The sequence below is a fragment of the Virgisporangium aurantiacum genome, assembly GCF_016863635.1.
Classification (GTDB): Bacteria; Actinomycetota; Actinomycetes; order Mycobacteriales; family Micromonosporaceae; genus Virgisporangium; species Virgisporangium aurantiacum.
Genome location: NZ_BOPG01000012.1, coordinates 107,839 through 124,909, shown reverse-complemented (window position 1 = coordinate 124,909; position 17,071 = coordinate 107,839). Strand labels below are relative to the sequence as shown.

Genomic DNA, 17,071 nt, shown 5'->3' with positions numbered 1-17,071 from the left:
TGACGGTGCATGGCCGGCGGTCGATGGTTTCCCCATCAGTCGGTGACCGTTGGCCGCCGGGGAGGCGATGCGGGGGCCCGGTCGTACACCGAGTGGTACTCCAGGGGGTAGCGCCGGGTGAACTCGGTGAGAAACGAGGTGATCAGGGCGGCGACGGGAAGCGCCATGAAGGCGCCCATCGGGCCGCCGATCGCTCCGCCGGCCAGTGCCGCGCCGAACGCGACCCCGCCGTTGATCTCCATGGTCCGGGCACTCAAGCGTGGTGCGAGCCAGTAGTTCTCGACCAACTGGTAGACGCAGATCCAGCCGACCAGGATCAGGGCGGGCCCCGGGCCCTGGATGCCGAGGGTGACGACGATCGGTACCACGGCGCCGATGTAGGTGCCGATCGCCGGGATGAACTCGGCCACGAATCCTTCGAACAGGGCCAGCGGCAGGGCGATCAACCAGGGGATGCCGACAGCCAGCAGGACGAAGAAGAACAGCCCGCCGTTGATTCCCATCAGGATCAGTCGTGAGTAGAAGTAGGCACCGGTCTGATGGATCGCCGTGTCCCACGCCCAGCCGAGCCGCTTCTGTTGGGCGGGCGGTAGGCGCATCAGGATGGCGCGCCTGATCCGGGGCGCGTCCGCGGTGAAGTAGTACGTGAACGCCGCGACGGTCAGGAGCTGGAACAGCAGCCCGACGGTGGTTGCCGCCAGGCCCAGCACCTGACGGGAGTTGTCGGTGAGCCAGTCGGTGATCGCGGCCTTGAGCTGCTCGCTGGCCTCCGACCCGGTTCGGGCGTCACCGATCGACACGCCGAACCGGCGGTTGACCTCGTCGAGCCAACCGGGCAGCCGGTCGCTGATCCGACCGGTGACCTCGATCATTCCCGGGATCAGGACGGTGACGAGCGCGACGAAGAAGCCGGCCACGGCGGCGAAGATGATTCCGGTGGCAGCGCCCCGACGCCAGCGGAACCGGGCGTGGAGGTAGGTCACGGCGGGATCCATCGCGACGGCGAAGAAGACCGCGATGATCAGCGTGCCGATCAGGCCGCGCGCTTTCGACAGGATCAAAAGCAGGACCGCGAGCCCGAGGCCCGTCCAGACCACCCGCCAGATGGTGCGCCGGATCAACGGCGCCACCCACGCGGGTGCCGTGTCGCCCGCGTCCTCGTCTACCGCGTGCGCCTGAATCGTGTTCGCGGCTTCCGGCGTCTCCATTCCGGCTCCCCTCCGGGGCATGAAGCAGCTACCCGGCGACGGCTCATCGGAGTGGGCTGTCGCCTGGCCCGTCGGGGTCGTCGACCACGTGCATCGCGGCCTCCTCGGCGCTCGCGCCGCCGCCGTCGATGCCGGCGTTCCAGGCCACCGCGTCGGACTCGACGTCCTCGCCGCCCGGCTCCGTGTCGGCCGCGTTCGGATCGTCGGCGACCAGACGGCCCGAGCGCGCCTCCGGCTCGTGTCCGCGCCGGATCAGCTCGTCCTCGTCGTCGCCCGGATCCGTGTACGGGTCGGCATCCGGCTCCTCCTCGGCGAGCCGCTGTTCGAGGGGTTCGCCGGCGTGCTGCTCGGCGGGCGTCGTCCCGTACCGGATGGCCCGCGACCACCGGTCGGCCGGTGCGATGCCGCGGTCGAGGGGATCCCTCACCGCGTCGCCGTCGAGGGTGTCCGAGGCGTCCAGGACGCCGTCGTCCTCGATGTCGTCCCACTGGGTGACGCCGTCGATGTCGTCGCCGCTCATCGGTCCTCCAGGTCGCTCACCGTCCGAGCCGTTCTGGACCCGTCCAGTGTGCACCGCCGCGGTTCGCGGACAACGCCCCCGCACTGCGGTTGGTCGTCCGCAACTCATCCCCGCGGGGGGAGGTACCGCAGCCCGAGGCTTCCAACGATTGGGTGCTGCGCCTCATCGGGTCTCTGGAGAGGAAGTGTCTGACATGACCACGCACGAGCAGGCCGGCAACGCCGTTTGGCCGTTCACCGCGCAGATCCCCAAGGACGCGCTCGACGATCTGCAGCGCCGCCTGACCGGCACGCGCTGGCCGAGCAAGGAGCTCGCCGGTGACCGGTCGCAGGGTGTGCAACTGGCCACGATGCAGGCACTGCACCAGTACTGGATGACGGAGTACGACGGGCGGCGGGTCGAGCACCGGCTGAACGCGCTGCCGCAGTTCACCACGGAGATCGACGGCGTCGACATCCACTTCGTGCACGTCAGGTCCGGGCACCCGGACGCGCTGCCGCTGATCATGACCCACGGCTGGCCGGGCTCGGTCATCGAGATGCTCGACTCCGTCGGCCCGCTCACCGACCCCACCGCGCACGGTGGCGCCGCCGCGGACGCGTTCCACCTCGTGCTGCCGTCGCTGCCCGGGTACGGCTTCTCCGGTGAGCCGGCCGAGGTCGGGTGGGATCTGGTCCGGACCGCGCGGGCGTGGTCGACGCTCATGCGCCGGCTCGGCTACGACCGCTACGTGGCCCAGGGCGGCGACGTCGGCGCCGGTGTCACCGATGCGATGGGACGGCTGGGCCCTGACGGGCTGGCCGGCATCCACACCAACCTGCTCGTGCCGGCGCTCAACGACCCGGCGTCGCTGCCGCAGGAGACGGACGCGGAACGCGCGGCGCTGGCCGCGATCAAGACGTTCCAGACCAGCGGAAACGGTTACTTCGTGGAGATGGCGACCCGGCCTCAGACGATCGGATACGCGTTGCTGGACTCGCCGGCCGCTCTCGCCGCCTGGATGATCGACCACGACACCGACGCCTACTACAAGATTGCCCGTGCGTTCGTCGACGGTCAGCCCTCGGGCAACCTGACCCGCGACCACATCCTCGACAACGTCACGGCCTACTGGCTGACCGGCACGGGCGCGTCGGCGGCCCGGTCGTACTGGGAGGCGTACGGACCGGACGCGCCGGCCGCGGGGAGCCAGCCGCTCCCGGCGCCCCGGATCCCGGTCGGGTTCAGCACCTTCCCCGGCGAGATCTGGCGGACGCCGCGCAGCTGGGCCGAGCAGTCCTATCCCACGCTCAGCTACTTCGGCGAGGCTGAACGGGGCGGCCACTTCGCTGCCTGGGAGGAGCCGGAGCTGTTCGCGGCGGAGCTCCGGGCCGCGTTCCGTCCGCTGCGGTGACTGCCAGCACGCTGGCCGCTGGCACCGGAAGTGCCGCGATTCGAGCCGCCGATCGCCGCGATGGTCGAGTATCGTGGTGGTCGGCGTCCGTCCGCGCCGAACCTCCGGCGACCCGCCCCAGCCGGGTTACCCCAGGAGGCAAAGGGGGGTCCACCTCTCGGCCGGGGCCTTTGTAGTCGATCGTGCGCCCGCCGTTCCGGTCGCTGGGGGATCCGCGGACGGGCCGCGGGAGACGATCATGACCAAGCAGGCCGACCTCAAACGACGCGTGCGTACCCGCATGGCCAAGACCGGCGAGTCGTACGCGACCGCCCGTAGCCACATCCTCGCCGAACGGCCCGACACGGCGGCCGCCGTTCGTGTCGACGGTTGGATGACCGCGGCGTTGCACGTGAGCAACGGCGACGCCACAGACCTGCCGGGGACCGGGCTGGCCGAGCGCGTGTTGTACTGGCGCGACGTGCTGCACGAAGGGCCGGTGCCCGCGTGCGGGCCGGAGGAGCTTCGCCGGATCAGGGCCGACTTCCTGCTTCAGGAGGACTGCGACGACCGGGCCGAGGGCACCGAGATGTTCGCCGAGCGCGACCGGGTCCTGGCGGCCAATCGCGACGGCGAGTACGTCCTGTGGTTCGAGGCCGATCTGTACGACCAGCTCCAGATCATCCAGATTCTCGACCGGCTCGCCGACCTTGACGTGCCGGCGCAGCGCATCACGTTGATCTGTATCGGCGAGCACGCGGGCATCGCCCGCTTCGGTGGTCTCGGCCAGCTGACGTCCGAGCAGTTACGCGAACTGCCCGCCACGAACGCGTGCATCCGGCTGACCCCGGCCGCGCTGGAACTCGCCAGCCAGGCCTGGGCCGCCTTCCGTGCGCCCACTCCGGACGGTCTGCGCACCATCGTCGACACCCGCTCCGGCGAGCTGCGGTTTCTGGGTGAGGCGTTCGACCGGCTCAGCCGGGAGTACCCGGCCACCCGCGACGGGTTGTCGCTGACCGAACGGCGGATCCTGGCCGCCGTTGCCGACGGCGCGTCCGACGCGGCGACGGCGTTCGTTCGGGCGGGTGCGCGGGAAACGCGTCCGTACCTCGGCGACGACTGGTGCTTCGCGATGATGGACCGGATGGCACACGCGTCCGTCCCGCTCCTTGACGCCGAGCCGGCGGACCGTCCGGTCGGCCGGGGCACCGGTCTGCGTCTGACCGACACCGGGGCACGGGTGCTCGCCGGTGCGGCGGACCACGTGAAGCTCAACGGCATCGACCGGTGGATCGGCGGGGTGCACCTGCACGGGCGTGAGACGCCGTGGCGCTGGGCCGACGGGACCGAAACCATCGTCTCCGTCTCCGGGGAGACGCAGGAACCTCACCACGCCACGTCATAATTCGTTGCGGTCACGCAGCATGGGGTACCACCATCGCCACGGCGGAAAGCGCGACGACGATGGACAGCATCCAGCGCTGGAACCGGACGTGACGCGCGAACACGTCGTCCACTGTGGACTGTGCGGTGCCGTCGAGCCAGCTGCGTTTCCCGAGTGTCCCGCCGGGCTCGACGACGCCGGTCACCACGACGGCACGGCCGACCTCGACGAGGCGCTCGCTGATGCTTTCGAAGTCGCTGTTGGAGCCGGTGGTGGGGCGGTTCGTGGGCGGCTCCACGACCATCGGGGAGCGGACGGCGAGGATCGGCCGCCGGCCCAGGTCCGCGGTGACCGCGACGCGCGTGCCGTGCTCGTTGTACACCCCGAGATCGCCCCACGTCTCGTCGACGGTGCGGATGTGCTCGTCATAGTTGGAGCTGATCACCCGCGTGCGGTTCCGGGCGACCTCGTACCAGACGCACTCCTGGCCGAGCACCGGCGAGATCCGCACCGGGAACGACGCGGTGTGGCCGGAAACCACGACGGCGGTGCCGGGTGCGGCGGCGGCGACGTCCGCGACGGTCAGCACCGGCCGCGCGGAGACCCGCCGTTTCCACAGCATGCTGCGCACCAGGAAGAACAGGCACAGCAGGACCGCGCCGCACAGCGACACGATGACGCCCGTCATCGTCCCAGCATCGCTCAGCCGCACAAGCCACGTGACTTGGTCCTGACGGCTTCGGCGATCCGTAGGCCAGCCTGGGCGGGCGTGAGGTGCGTGGTGTCGACGACCTCCGCTTCGGCGTGCAGCCATGTGCGGGCCGCCTCGGCGTAGGGCTCAAGATATTTGAGCCGGAACGGGGACGGGACGGGATGTTGCCCCGCGATTCGTCGGCGGAGGGTGTCCTGGTCGGCGTGGAGGACGAAGTGCCTGACCGGAATGGCATGCTGGGCGAGCCCCGCGCTGATCTCGCGCCAGTACTGCTCGATCAGGACGGTCATGGGGATCACCAGCGTGCCGCCGGTGTAGTCGAGCACGCGGCGGGCGGTCTCGACGACGAGCGGGCGCCACGGCGGCCAGTGCTGGAAGTTGTCCGTCTCGGGCAGCCCTGGCGTGATGTCCATGAGTGTCTCGCCGACCTTCTCGGCGTCGAAGACCCGTGAATCCGGGATCAGTTGCTGCACGAGTGCACTGGTCGTTGTCTTGCCCGCGCCGTGGGTGCCGTTGATCCATACGATCACGGGGCCCGATGATAGCGGCGGGCCGGATCCAAGCTCCCCGTGGTGAACGCGTTCAGTGCTGCAGTGCGGTCGCCACGTCGTGGCCGATGCGGGCGACGGCGTCCAGGTCGAGCCGGTAGTGGACCTGGCGGCCGTGCCGTTCGGTGAGCACCAGGTCCAGGTCCCGCAGCACCCGCAGGTGCCGGGACACCTGTGGCCGGGTCATCGCCAGCCGGTCGGCCAGGTCGGCGGTCGTCATCGCCTGGCGCGCGATCAGCCGGCACAGCCGGACCCGGTGCGAGTCGGTCAGCGCCAGCAGCCGGTTGCGGGCCAGGGTCACGCCGACGTCGGTTGCGTCGACCGGGAAATGCACGATCGCCGGCAGTCCCGGTTCGTTCTTCACCAGCAGGTGCGGCGCGCCGAACCGGGTCGGCACCAGCAGCACCATCGTCCGCGCCGGGCTGACGACCGCGTGGTGGACCTTGTCGAACACGACGCGGGCCGGGCCGGTCGCCGGGGTGTGCAGGCTCGCGCTGGACGGACTCAGCGAGAGCAGCGCCGCGGCCGGTCCGGCGTCGGCGAGTTGCTGGCGTACCCGGTGGGCGGTGCGGGCGAGGATGGGCTGTACCTGCGTCCACAGGTGGTCGAAGAAGACCGGCCGGCACAGGTCGAGGAAGGTGGTGATGTCCGCGCGCAGCTGTCCGGCGTCCCCCAGCAGGTCCTCGGCCAGGCGTGAATGCGGCTCCGACAGTCTCGAAGCGCCGTGCCGGAGTGCGGTCGCCTGCCGCGGATCGTCGAGTACCCGGCTGAAGTCGAAGCCGTGGTACCCGCTGACGCACGCGTACGCGGTGAGCTCGGCGAACTGCCGGGGAGACAGTGCGACCGGCGGCGTGCCGGTGACCGCACCACCCGACGCCGGACCCGGTCCGGGGTAGAACCCGCGCCAGCGCAGCGCCGTCCACAGTGGAGAGAACCGGTGCAGACCGGCCAGGAACGCGGCCGGCGCGTCGGCAAGGACCTGCCGGACCCAGGGGACATGCTCGGTGTGGTGGCCGTGCTCGGTCAGCACGTGCAGGCTCGCCGCCAGTTCGGCCGACGGCGACACCGTCACCGCGAACCGGCCGGCGTCGACCCCGTCGACGACGATGACGACCGACACTCGTCACAGTCTATGGCCGGTTCCGCGGCCGGCGGGAACATTGCCGGGCTCGCGGTAACCCCGGCTGCGATGCCCGTGCACCGCCCTAGGGTTCCTGGCATCGATGGAGGTGCCCATGGTGGACACAAATGGCGACCCGGTCGAGCGCGACACCGCCCGGCGCCCGCTGAAACCGCACTACCGGCGAGCGGTGGCGACGCGTCCGGTGTTCAGACCGGTGTCGGTGTGGGTTCTGAGCGTCGTCCTGCTGTTGATCTCTCTTGTCAACCTGCTCGCGGGTCTCGCCGCATTCCTGGACGCTGTCGATCACGGCGACGAGGACGCGGTGCCGCTCTCCCTCGGCCGGGCGGCGGTGGGGGCGGCGCTGCTGGTATGCACGATTGGCATCTTCGTCGGCGCACGGTGGGGTCGAGTCGGTGCCGCGTCACTGTGTGCCCTGAACTTCGTCGCCACGCTCATCAGCGCCATGAACGGTACGATCGGCGGCTTCGCGGTGATTCTGGCGTTGAGCGTCAACCTCGTCCTGGGGTTCTGGGTGGTCAGCCCGCGGGTGGACGCGTGGACCGGCGGTACAGGCTCCGGCGCTGACCGACGGGTCGGTTAGTTGAGGGTCCCGAGCGTGGCGAACCTGGCGGTCAGGTCGTCGACCCACTGTGCCGGTGTGCGCTTGTCCGGCAATGCGATCCCGGCTTCGGCCCGCCATAGCGCGTCGCCGAGGACGGTGCGCAGGTGCCAGGCCATGACCCGGTTCATGTCTACCGTTGTGCCGGTCAGCTCCTGGTAGTGGGCCACGGTCGCGGTGAACAGGTCGATGCCGCAGTCGCCGGGTAGGCAGCGCAGGTCGAACTCGGGTTCACCGGCGCCCACCGTCTCCAGGTCGACGATCAGGCGCAGCCGCAGGGTGTGCCGGTCCCAGAGGTGGTTGTCGCCGTGGAAGTCGCCGTGCACCAGGACGGTGCGTCCCGGCGCGGCGAGTGCTTGGTCGGCCCGGTCGCACCAGGACAGCACCCGGTCGCGCTGGTCGGGTCCGACCAGCGTTCCGAACCGGTCCCGCAGCGTGTCGGTGGTCGTGTGCGTTGCCGCTTCTGTTGTCGGGTCGGGCAGCGGGTCGATCGCCTCGGACACCGTCCGTAGGACGTCAGGGTGGTGCAGGGTGGCGAGGACGGTGGCAAGGTCTCGGGCGGCCAGGTGCCGGTGGGCGGGCCCGATCAGATGTCGCACGTCGAAGAACGGCAGCGCCGGCACCCGGCGGGTGACCAGCATCGCCGGCGCACGCGACATCGCGACCACCTCGGGCAGCGGCAGCCGAGGGGCGGCCGTCCGCAGCGCGTCCAGGACCCGTGCTTCGTGCCAGATCCGCCGCGTGGGGGGTTGGGCCCAGGCGAACTTGACGACGAACCGGCCGTCGACGACGGCGCTGGCTGCGCACCATCGCGGATCGTCGGTGGGCTCGAGCCCGCGGGGCACGATCGTGGCGTCGGCCAGGTCCGGTGCCACCGTGCGCAGCCCGGTGCGCACCGCGTCCAGGGTCGGCTCGTCCAGCCAGGTCAGTCGCATCCGGTCAGCATGACCGTCCGGCAGTGCCGTGCCGCGACTGGCGTACGGCCGACGCCGGGGAACTGTGGCATCGTGATCCGGTGATCGATGCCCGCGCATCCCTGGAGGCCGTGATCCGGCATGCCACGGACCTCGAGGACGACTACGACGACATCGAGCCGGCGCTGACCGCGCTCGCCGAGAGCGGCGACCGGACGCTGGTTCCGCTGCTCGAAGCGGCGCTCGCCCGGTTCCTCGACGACGGGAACTTCTACGGCCGCGACCTGATCGCCGGGGTGCTCGCCGGTATCGAGGGTCCGTCGGCGCTTCCGGTGCTGCTGCGCGCGTCCGCCCGCGACCTCCGCGATGACCAGGACAGCCTCGGCAGCGAGATCATCGGTCTGCTGCAGACCGACCGGGCCGTCGGCCGCACGACGGCCCGCGAGTTCGCCGCCCTCGACGCGCCGGAGCTGCGCCGGGTCGGGTTGTGGGCGCTCGGGTTCGTGGTCGAGCCGGGGGACCTCGACGTGTTGGCGCCCGCGATGGCCGATCCGGACCCGCGGATCAGGTCCCTGGTGATCGGTTCCGTGCCGCTGCCGGAGGGCTTCGACGTGCTGCTGGTCGGGCTGCGCGACGTCGACGAGGGGGTCCGGACCTCGGCGGTGAGCCGGCTCGGCTACAGCGGGCGGGTCGTGGCGGTCGCGCCGCTCGCCGGGCTCGTCACCGACCCGGCGCCGCGGGTCCGGGCCATGGTGGCGTTCGGGCTCGGCCGGCTCGCGGACGAGTCGGCGGGTCCGGTGCTGCTGCGCCTGGTCGAGGACCCCGACCGGCACGTCCGGGAGTGCGCCGTGCAGGCGCTCGGCCGGGTCGGCGGGTCGGCGACGGTCGACGCGCTGCTCGCCATGGCGTCCGATCCGGAACCGCACCGACGGATCGAGGCGGCCAAGGCGCTCGGCGCCGCGGCAGCCGCCGACTCCCGCGCGGCGGACGCCCTGGAGATGCTCGCCGCCGACGACATCCCCGCGGTGCGGGCGGCGACGATCAGCGGGATCGCCTCGACGATGAAACCGTCCGCACTCGGCGAGCACCTGGTGATCCGGCTGACCGACGACCCCGATCCGTCGGTCCGCCAACGGGTCGCCGTCCTGGCGCGGCACCTCGCGCCGAACCGGCTGGAGAGCATCGTGCGCCGCTACGTCGACGACCCGGACCCGAACGTGCGCCGGATCGCCGAGACCGAGCTGAGCCGCCTACCCCGCTGAGCCCGGACCCGGGTGCGGCCCGGCCGGTCAGCTGACGGAGACGTCGTCGACGAGCACCTGATCGCCGCTGGGTTTCCTGCCCGCCGAGCTGAAGGTGTACCCGCTGACTGTCGTGGCGTTCGTCATCACCGGCACGGCGACCGGCGTACCGCCGTTGATCTGGAGGCTGCCGCCGCCGGCGGTGCGGGTGACGGTGATGGTCGACCAGGCGTTCATCGGCACCGACGCGGCCAGCGGGACATACCCGCTCGCTGTGTTCGCGTGCAGCGTCCCGTCCTTGAACACCGCGAGCCACAGCACCGGCGTCTGGCCCGAGTCGACCGTGAACAGGAACCCGCCTTCGGCGACGTTGGTGGCCCACTGCAACGGCTTGAGCCGGAACGTGAGCGTGCGCGTCGCGGCGGCCGGGGCGGCGAAGGAGATCGTGGCGTTGGTCGCGTCGGACTGGTCGGAGATGCGCAGCGCCTGGTGGCTGCCGCCGCTGCTGTCGGCCGTGATCCAGATCTGCGCCGCCGTCCGGCTCGCATCCGCGCCGCGGGGATAGTTGCCCCACGGGTCGTTCTCGAATCCGTCGACGGTGGAGTACAGCTCGATCTCGTTGAGGAAGGCGCACGACGGGCCGAGCTCGGCGTCGCATCCGGTCGTCGCCGGCACGGTGACGCGCACCTGGCGTGCGGCGACCGGGGTGATGTCGGCATAGGTGAGCGCCCGGGTGACGGCGTTGCTCACGCCGGTCACCGTTGTCCAGGCCGCGCCGTCGGTCGAGACCTCGACCGTCGCGGATGCCGGCAGTTGCGGACGCAGGCTCAGTCCCACCCGATTCAGGGTGTAGGTCCGGCCGAGGTCGAGCCGCAGCTCGCCCGCGCCGTTCGTGGCGATCGCCGACGACCAGTAGGCCCGGCTGCCGTCGAACGCGCCGGCCGCTCCTGCCCGCGGATGCGCGGCCGAGCCCCAGGTCATGTTTCCGCCGACCGTGAGTTGACCGGAGGCGTACAGGCCGGCGAGGTCGAGTTTGCCGGCGTTGGGGGTCACCACGGACACCTGCCGTTGCCAGATCCGGCTCGTCAGGTCCACCGTGTACGCGGACTGCCGCGCCTGCGGCCGGTACGACGGGTTCGTGCGTACGCAGCCCCAGTGGTAGTTGTGGCAGCTGTCGCCGAATTGCAGGATGCGGCTGCTGCCGGTGCGGGCCAGCGTGGTGTTGCCGCTCGAACCGTAGCGCCACTGGTCGGGGTCGTCGCCGGGCGCGTCGGCACCGGTGTAGTAGCTGGTGGACGGGACCACGGCCGTCGTCGGGCAGTTGCGGTAGGTGTACTGGCCGGTCCAGCCGGTGGCGTTGCCGGTCGTCGAGAACGCGATCCAGTTGTCCGGCTTGCCGGAGCTCAGCACGATCAGCCCGTTGGTCATCAGCTCCAGTTGCGGGCTGATACCGGGCAGTCCGCTGACGGTCGGTTGCGGCGTGCCGTTGCCGTTCCAGCCCGCGAGCGTCCCGGTGACGTCCGCGTACGCGCTCCAGGTCAGCCCGCCGTCGGCGGAGGTGCTCCACCGCATGACGTCGGCTCCGCTGCTCTGCCCGACCACGAGGTTGCGCATCACCGCGATCAGCGACCCGTTCGGCCGTTCGAGCAGGCCGGCCTCGCTGAAGTTGACGCCCGGGTACGCCGAGCCGAGCGTGACGGCCCTGTTGGTGGCCGACAGCGGCGACCGCAGGTCCGGTCGAAGCGCCTGGAAGGTCCAGGTGGACGGGCCCGCCGGGGGAGTGGCGACGGTCAGCGCGATGACGGTGTGGCCGGTGTTCGCACTGTCCACTCCGTACAGTGGCAGCAGCACCGAGCCGTCGGAGCGCTGGATCGGCCGGCCCGCCGTACGCGTCCAGGTCAGCGGGCTGTACGCCGCCCCCGTCGCGTCCGGGAACGTCACCGTGATCGGGGTGGCCGTGGCGGCGGCGCCGGTCGTGTCGGTGATGCTGCCGGAGTAGCCGGCCGCGCCGGTGGTCTTGAACCCCACGGAGAACACCCGGCCGTCGCGCAGCCCCACCGAGAACGCGGCGGTGCCGCCGCTCGTGGTGATGGGCGCGGACCACGACGAGCCGCCGTCCGCGGACACCGCCCGCAGGTTCTGTTCGGCGGCGTTCGGGGTGTCACCGGTGTGGGCCCAGAACCCGGTGATCGCGGTCGTCGGCGCGGCGGCGCTGCCCTGGTCGACGGCGGTCATCTGCGGCGAGGCGCCCAGATAGGTGGTGTCGGCCGTCTGCGCGGCGTCCCACACCGTGTGCACGGAGCCGTTGAAATCCTTGTGCGTCGGGGCCGGATCGGCGGGGGACGGGCCTGAGGGATCGCCGACCAGGTTTCCCGTGTCCAGTGCGTAGCCGCTCACCGGCCGGTGCTGCTTGGCGGCGTCGGCCACCTGCTGGGAGCACCGCCGCAGGTCGGAGTCGCCGTCGCTGGCCGCAGCCACGCCGGGCATCGCGACCGACGCGGAAAGGTGAAATGACGCCGCCAGGAAGGCCGAAACGACGGCACGGCGTGTTGTTCGAGTCATGCCATCGTGCCTCCCCGTTGGCAACGCTCGGCAGGACTGTAACAAGTTGGCCGGGATTAATCGACGTTCACGAATGACTGTCTACCGTGGGCGTTCACCGTGGTGAGCGCGACCAGAACGACCACCAGACCGGCGATCACGGGAACCGGCGCCGGCACAAGGGGTGCGAGCAGCACCAGGGCCGCGACGATCGGGCACGCGACCACGTGCGGTCCGGTCTGCATGGGCCGCACGTGCAGGAACCACACGGCGACGAGGAACAGCGCGACCGGCACGGCGACCGCGTAGCCGGCGACCGTGCGGGAGACGTGCGAATGATGGGTCTCGTGGTCGACCACGACACCCAGCCCCGCACCGATCGCCGCGGTCGCGGCGAAGATCACATAGTGGCCGTAGCCCCAGACCAGTGACGCCCGCAGGGATGTCAGCAGGTCGTGCGCGGACCGGTCGAAGTACAGCCACCACAACGCGAACACGATGATCACGCCGGCGACCGCGACCGAGATCAGCTCGGCGCGATGCTCACCCTCGTCGAGGCCGGCCCGGACGGCGACGGTCGCCGCGGCGACCGACTCACCGAGGACGATGATCGTGAACAGACCGTACCGTTCGGCGATGTGGTGCGGGTGGTAGGTGGTCGGGCCGCCGGGTGCGCGTTCGGCGATCGCCGGCACCAGCAGCTCGCACACCACGAGGACCACGAACACCGGCGTGGACCAGGACGCCGGCAGGGCCAGGTGCGCCAACCACAGGACCTGGACGATGGTGATGCCGGCCGCGTAGCGCAGCGCCACCACGCGTCTGGGCGGGTCGTTGCGGGCCGCCCGCAACCACTGCGCGACGAGTGCGAGCCGCATGACCACGTAGCCCAGCGTGATCGCGGCGTAGTCGGAGTCCTCGAACGCCGGCTTGACGCCCGCGGCCAGCACCAGCGCTCCCGCGATCTGCACCAGCGTCGTGATCCGGTAGAGGTTGTCGTCGGTGTCGTACGCCGACGCGAACCAGGTGAAGTTCATCCACGCCCACCAGATGGCGAAGAACACCATCAGGTAGTGGGTCACCCCGTCGCGGACGTGGTCCTCGGAGATCGCGTGGTGCAGCGGCAGCGCCGCCTGGGCCACCGCGACGACGAAACACAGATCGAACAGCAGCTCGAGCGGCGTCGCCACCCGGTGCGGCTCGTCCGCCGCCCGCGCCCGCATCGGGTTGAGCCACCGGCGCCGGGCCTCGGTATTCACACGATGATGTTTATCAGGCCGGCGGGCCCGGCGACGACCAGACGCCCCGTTCGAGGTCGGCGGCGGGTGGCACCTGACGGCGGTGAGCGGACAGCAGGTCGATCAGGCGCGCCAGGTCGCCGAGCCGCGTCGCGTCGAGGAAGGCTCTGAGCAGTCCGGTCCGCTCCGCCCGATCGACCGGATTGCGTCGGTGTCCGGCCAGATGCAGACGCGCCCGGTGCGCCAGTTGCCGCGCGTTGGCCTCACCGAGCCCGAGTACCTCCGCGATCTCGCGGAGCGGATAGTCGAACGCCTTGTGTAGCAGGTAGACGGCGCGTTCAGCCGGGGACAGCCGTTCCAACAGGAGGTGAACGGCGGCCTCGATCACCTCGCCGCGGTCCACCTCCGCGGCCGGATCGACGGACGCGAGATCGGGTTCCGGCAGCCGTTCGCCGGCGCTGACCTCGCGACGGGCGTAGGCCGAGGTCGCCGCGTTGAGCGCGACCCGCGTCGTGATGGTCACGAGGTAGGCGACCGGATCCCGGACCTGTGTGCGGTCCACGCCCTGCCAGCGGATCCACACATCCTGAACGACGTCCTCGGCGTCGGCCGCACGACCCAGTGTCTGGTAGGCGATCCCGAACAGGCGGGGACGGAGGGTCTCGAACGGGGCCGGCTCGGGTGCGACCGCGGTGGTGATGGCCATCGTCAGCTCCGGTGGTCGAGGTGGACCAGGTGCGCGAACTAGGTCGAGGATCGCGGGCAGACGCGTGCCATCGAGTCCGCCAACACGCCAGCCAGGATCGCCAGGCGAGCGTCGCCGGGCTGATTGACGCGATTGGATGGTCGATATAGCGTCCGGAACGTGTCGACGAGCCCGGCGCTGCGTGGTCGACGCAACGAGTGCGACGTGCTGGACCAGCTGCTGACGAGCGTGCGGGCGGGTCGGAGCCAGGTTCTGGTCGTGCGCGGCGAGGCGGGCGTCGGCAAGTCGGCGTTGCTGGAGCACCTGGTGCGAAGCGCGTCCGGCTTTCGCGTCGCCCGGGCGGCGGGCCACGAATACGAGATGGAGCTCGCCTACGCTGGCCTCCACCCGTTGTGCGCCCCGTTGCTCGATCTGCGCGAGCGGCTACCCGGCCCGCAGCGCGACGCGGTCGCGGCGGCGTTCGGCCTGAGCGCGGCCCCGGCACCGGACCGCTTCGTCGTGGGGTTGGGCGTGCTCGGCCTGCTCTCGGCGGTCGCCGAGGAGCGGCCGCTCCTCTGGGTGGTCGACGACGCCCAATGGCTGGACAAGACGTCGGCGCTGACCCTCGCGTTCGTCGCGCGCCGCCTGCTCGCGGAACCGGTCGGTCTGGTGTTCGCGGTCCGGGAGCCGAGCAACCTCGCGGAGGTGACGGGGCTTCCGGAGCTCGTGGTCGGCGGTCTCGGCGACGACGACGCCCGGGCGCTGCTCGACTCGGCGCTCCCCGGACGCCTGGACGAGCTGGTCCGGGACCGCATCGTCGCCGAGTCGGGCGGTAACCCGCTCGCCCTGCTGGAGCTGCCGCGCGGGTTGACGCCGGCCGAACTGGCGGGCGGTTTCGGGGTGCTCGACGCGACGCCGCTGGCGAACCGGATCGAGCAGAGCTTCCTGCGCAGGCTCGACTCGCTCCCGGACGACACCCGGCGGCTGCTGCTGACGGCGGCCGCCGAGCCGGTGGGCGACGTGGCACTGCTCTGGCGCGCGGCCGCCCGGCTCGGGCTCGGCGCCGACGCGGCGGCACCGGCCCAGTCCGCCGGGCTGGTCGACCTCCGTGGCCGGGTGCGGTTCCGCCATCCGTTGGTGCGTTCCGCGATCTACGGGACCGCGACCCTGCCCGAACGGGAGCGGGTGCATCACGCGCTCGCCGAGGCCACCGATCCGGACGTCGATCCCGACCGCCGGGCCTGGCACCGCGCACACGCGACGACCATGCCGGACGAGGACATCGCCACCGAACTGGAACTCTCGGCGGGGCGGGCGGCTCGGCGGGGTGGGCTCGCCGCGGCGGCGGCGTTCCTCGAGCGGGCCGCCGAGTTGACCCCCGACCCGGCCCGTCGGGGCCGGCGGGCGCTCGCCGCCGCGAGGGCCAAGGTCGACTCGGGAGCGCCGGACGCCGCGGACAAGCTGCTGGCGGTCGCGGAGATGTGCCCGTTGGACGACCTGCAGCGCGCCCGGCTCGCCCGGCTGCGCGCCCAGATCGCCTTCGCTCTCCGGCGCGGCAGCGACTCCCCGCCGTTGCTGCTCGACGCGGCCGACCGGCTCGCACCCCTCGACGGCGACGCGGCGCGCGAGGCGTACCTGGAGGCGCTCGGAGCCGCGATCTTCGCGGGTCGGCTCAACGACCGCGTCGGCCCGGCCGAGGTGGCCACGGCCGCCCGGGACGCCCCCCGCGCGAGACAGCCGCCGCGTCCGATCGATCTTCTCCTCGACGGTCTCACGACGCGGTACACGGACGGCTACGTCGCCGGCGTGGCCCCCTTGCGGCGTGCGCTCACCGCGTTCGGGCCGGACGCCGGGGGCGATCACGACGAGCTGATGCGGTGGTTCTGGCTGCCCTGGCTCGTCGCCGGCGACCTGTGGGACGACGAGACCTGGTACGGGCTGGCCACGCGGGCGGTGCGGCTCTGTCGCGACGCCGGTGCGCTGGTGGTCCTGCCGCTGGCGCTGGGATACCGCGCCGTCGTGCACCTGCACGCCGGGGAGTTCGAGCCGGCCGCGTCGCTGGTCGACGAGTCCGACGCGATCACGGAGGCGACCGGCAATGCCCCGGCCAAGTACGCCTCGCTGCTGCTCGCGGTGTGGCGCGGCGTCGAGACGGAATCGCTGGCCGCCCTGAACTGGGGTCTCGGGAACGCGACCGCGCGCGGCGAGGGACGGGGGATCGGTGGGTACGGGTACACGAGCGCGGTGCTGTACAACGGTCTCGGCCGTTACGGGGACGCCCTGGCGGGTGCCCGCTCGGCGTGCGAGTACGACGACCTGGGCATCCTCGGCTTCGCCCTGGTCGAGTTGATCGAGGCGGCGGCCCGGAGCGGCGCTCACGAGGAGGCCGCGGCCGCCCTGCGACGGCTCGAGGAACGGACCGGCGCGGCCGGCACCGACTGGGCGCTCGGCGTCCAGGCCCGGTCGACCGCCCTGTTGAGCGACGGTGCGGCCGCCGAGTCCTGCTACCGCGAGGCGATCGACCGGCTCGCGCACAGTCGTATCGCCGTGCACCTCGCCCGCGCGCACCTGGTGTACGGCGAGTGGCTGCGCCGCGAGAACCGTCGCGTCGACGCCCGCGAGCAGCTGCGGACCGCGCACGACATGTTCACCCGCACCAGGGCCGAGGCGTTCGCCGAGCGCGCCCGCCGCGAGTTGCTGGCCACCGGAGGGACCGCCCGCAGGCGGACCGTGGACACCCGCGACGCCCTCACGCCGCAGGAAGGGCAGATCGCCCGGCTGGCCCGGGAGGGCCTGTCCAACCCCGAGATCGGCGCCCAGCTGTTCATCAGCCCCCGGACGGTGCAGTACCACCTGGGCAAGGTCTTCGCCAAGCTCGAGATCACCTCACGCGGCCAACTCAACCGGCTCCCGCTCAGCGGGCTCGACCCGACCTGACGGATCGGTGACAGCCGGGCGCGTGTCAC

At 71.6% G+C, this 17,071-nt stretch carries 14 protein-coding genes; 5 read left to right on the top strand and 9 right to left on the bottom strand.

All coding sequences use genetic code 11. The features are described from left to right. Positions 1–35 precede the first annotated feature (35 nt). Both Vau01_RS09390 and Vau01_RS09385 read right to left on the bottom strand, forming a co-directional pair. The gene (locus Vau01_RS09390; RefSeq protein WP_203989352.1) at positions 36–1,208 is read right to left on the bottom strand and encodes an AI-2E family transporter; all 1,173 of its coding nucleotides are present in this window, start codon (positions 1,206–1,208) and stop codon (positions 36–38) included. A 43-nt stretch (positions 1,209–1,251) separates the two neighbouring features. Beyond that, positions 1,252–1,728, bottom strand: coding sequence for a DUF5709 domain-containing protein (locus Vau01_RS09385; protein WP_203989350.1), 477 nt, complete (start codon positions 1,726–1,728; stop codon positions 1,252–1,254). A gap of 193 nt (positions 1,729–1,921) precedes the next feature. Between Vau01_RS09385 and Vau01_RS09380 the strand changes: the two genes are divergently transcribed. Both Vau01_RS09380 and Vau01_RS09375 read left to right on the top strand, forming a co-directional pair. Next, complete coding sequence (locus tag Vau01_RS09380; protein WP_203989348.1) at positions 1,922–3,121, top strand: epoxide hydrolase family protein; 1,200 nt, start codon at positions 1,922–1,924, stop codon at positions 3,119–3,121. 238 nt (positions 3,122–3,359) lie between these two features. Continuing rightward, entirely contained in the window at positions 3,360–4,505 is a 1,146-nt protein-coding gene (locus Vau01_RS09375) for a DUF1835 domain-containing protein (protein WP_239151453.1), read from the top strand. 10 nt (positions 4,506–4,515) lie between these two features. On the opposite strand, the gene Vau01_RS09370 is transcribed toward Vau01_RS09375, so the two are convergent. Genes Vau01_RS09370 through Vau01_RS09360 form a run of 3 tightly spaced genes read right to left on the bottom strand, consistent with a single transcriptional unit; the run spans position 4,516 to position 6,864 of the window. Then, complete coding sequence (locus Vau01_RS09370; protein WP_203989346.1) at positions 4,516–5,172, bottom strand: hypothetical protein; 657 nt, start codon at positions 5,170–5,172, stop codon at positions 4,516–4,518. A 14-nt stretch (positions 5,173–5,186) separates the two neighbouring features. Further along, positions 5,187–5,726, bottom strand: coding sequence for an AAA family ATPase (locus Vau01_RS09365; RefSeq protein ID WP_203989344.1), 540 nt, complete (start codon positions 5,724–5,726; stop codon positions 5,187–5,189). Positions 5,727–5,778: 52 nt separating this feature from the next. Then, positions 5,779–6,864, bottom strand: coding sequence for an ArsR/SmtB family transcription factor (locus tag Vau01_RS09360; protein ID WP_203989336.1), 1,086 nt, complete (start codon positions 6,862–6,864; stop codon positions 5,779–5,781). A gap of 115 nt (positions 6,865–6,979) precedes the next feature. Here Vau01_RS09360 and Vau01_RS09355 point away from each other — a divergent pair, with 115 nt between their 5' ends. Next, positions 6,980–7,468 carry a hypothetical protein gene (locus tag Vau01_RS09355; protein WP_203989334.1) on the top strand — a complete coding sequence of 163 codons (489 nt, stop codon included), beginning with the start codon at positions 6,980–6,982 and terminating at the stop codon, positions 7,466–7,468. Here Vau01_RS09355 and Vau01_RS09350 read toward each other — a convergent pair. Further along, positions 7,465–8,421 carry a phosphotransferase family protein gene (locus Vau01_RS09350; RefSeq protein WP_203989333.1) on the bottom strand — a complete coding sequence of 319 codons (957 nt, stop codon included), beginning with the start codon at positions 8,419–8,421 and terminating at the stop codon, positions 7,465–7,467. The two genes, Vau01_RS09355 and Vau01_RS09350, sit on opposite strands and share 4 nt — an antisense overlap. A gap of 80 nt (positions 8,422–8,501) precedes the next feature. Between Vau01_RS09350 and Vau01_RS09345 the strand changes: the two genes are divergently transcribed. Next, positions 8,502–9,662: a HEAT repeat domain-containing protein gene (locus Vau01_RS09345; RefSeq protein WP_203989331.1), complete on the top strand. Its 1,161-nt coding sequence runs from the start codon at positions 8,502–8,504 to the stop codon at positions 9,660–9,662. 27 nt (positions 9,663–9,689) lie between these two features. Here the strand turns inward: Vau01_RS09345 and Vau01_RS09340 are convergent, their stop codons facing one another. The 3 genes from Vau01_RS09340 to Vau01_RS09330 form a co-directional block, all read right to left on the bottom strand. Further along, positions 9,690–12,119, bottom strand: a complete 2,430-nt coding sequence (locus tag Vau01_RS09340) for a discoidin domain-containing protein (protein ID WP_203989329.1) — start codon at positions 12,117–12,119, stop codon at positions 9,690–9,692. 140 nt (positions 12,120–12,259) lie between these two features. Further along, complete coding sequence (locus Vau01_RS09335) at positions 12,260–13,441, bottom strand: low temperature requirement protein A (RefSeq protein ID WP_239151452.1); 1,182 nt, start codon at positions 13,439–13,441, stop codon at positions 12,260–12,262. Between the two features lie 13 nt (positions 13,442–13,454). Further along, positions 13,455–14,126, bottom strand: coding sequence for a sigma-70 family RNA polymerase sigma factor (locus Vau01_RS09330; protein ID WP_203989327.1), 672 nt, complete (start codon positions 14,124–14,126; stop codon positions 13,455–13,457). Between the two features lie 159 nt (positions 14,127–14,285). On the opposite strand from Vau01_RS09330, the gene Vau01_RS09325 reads away from it, so the two are divergent. After that, positions 14,286–17,042 (top strand): helix-turn-helix transcriptional regulator, encoded by a 2,757-nt coding sequence (locus Vau01_RS09325; RefSeq protein ID WP_203989325.1) that lies wholly within the window; start codon positions 14,286–14,288, stop codon positions 17,040–17,042. Positions 17,043–17,071 lie beyond the last annotated feature (29 nt).

Bases quoted from the DNA above. Each gene is read 5' to 3' on its own strand.
- Vau01_RS09380 (WP_203989348.1), top strand. From the start codon at position 1,922: ATGACCACGCACGAGCAGGCCGGCAACGCCGTTTGGCCGTTCACCGCG.
- Vau01_RS09370 (WP_203989346.1), bottom strand. From the start codon at position 5,172: ATGACGGGCGTCATCGTGTCGCTGTGCGGCGCGGTCCTGCTGTGCCTG.
- Vau01_RS09390 (WP_203989352.1), bottom strand. From the start codon at position 1,208: ATGGAGACGCCGGAAGCCGCGAACACGATTCAGGCGCACGCGGTAGAC.
- Vau01_RS09350 (WP_203989333.1), bottom strand. From the start codon at position 8,421: ATGCGACTGACCTGGCTGGACGAGCCGACCCTGGACGCGGTGCGCACC.
- Vau01_RS09375 (WP_239151453.1), top strand. From the start codon at position 3,360: ATGACCAAGCAGGCCGACCTCAAACGACGCGTGCGTACCCGCATGGCC.
- Vau01_RS09385 (WP_203989350.1), bottom strand. From the start codon at position 1,728: ATGAGCGGCGACGACATCGACGGCGTCACCCAGTGGGACGACATCGAG.
- Vau01_RS09330 (WP_203989327.1), bottom strand. From the start codon at position 14,126: ATGGCCATCACCACCGCGGTCGCACCCGAGCCGGCCCCGTTCGAGACC.
- Vau01_RS09355 (WP_203989334.1), top strand. From the start codon at position 6,980: ATGGTGGACACAAATGGCGACCCGGTCGAGCGCGACACCGCCCGGCGC.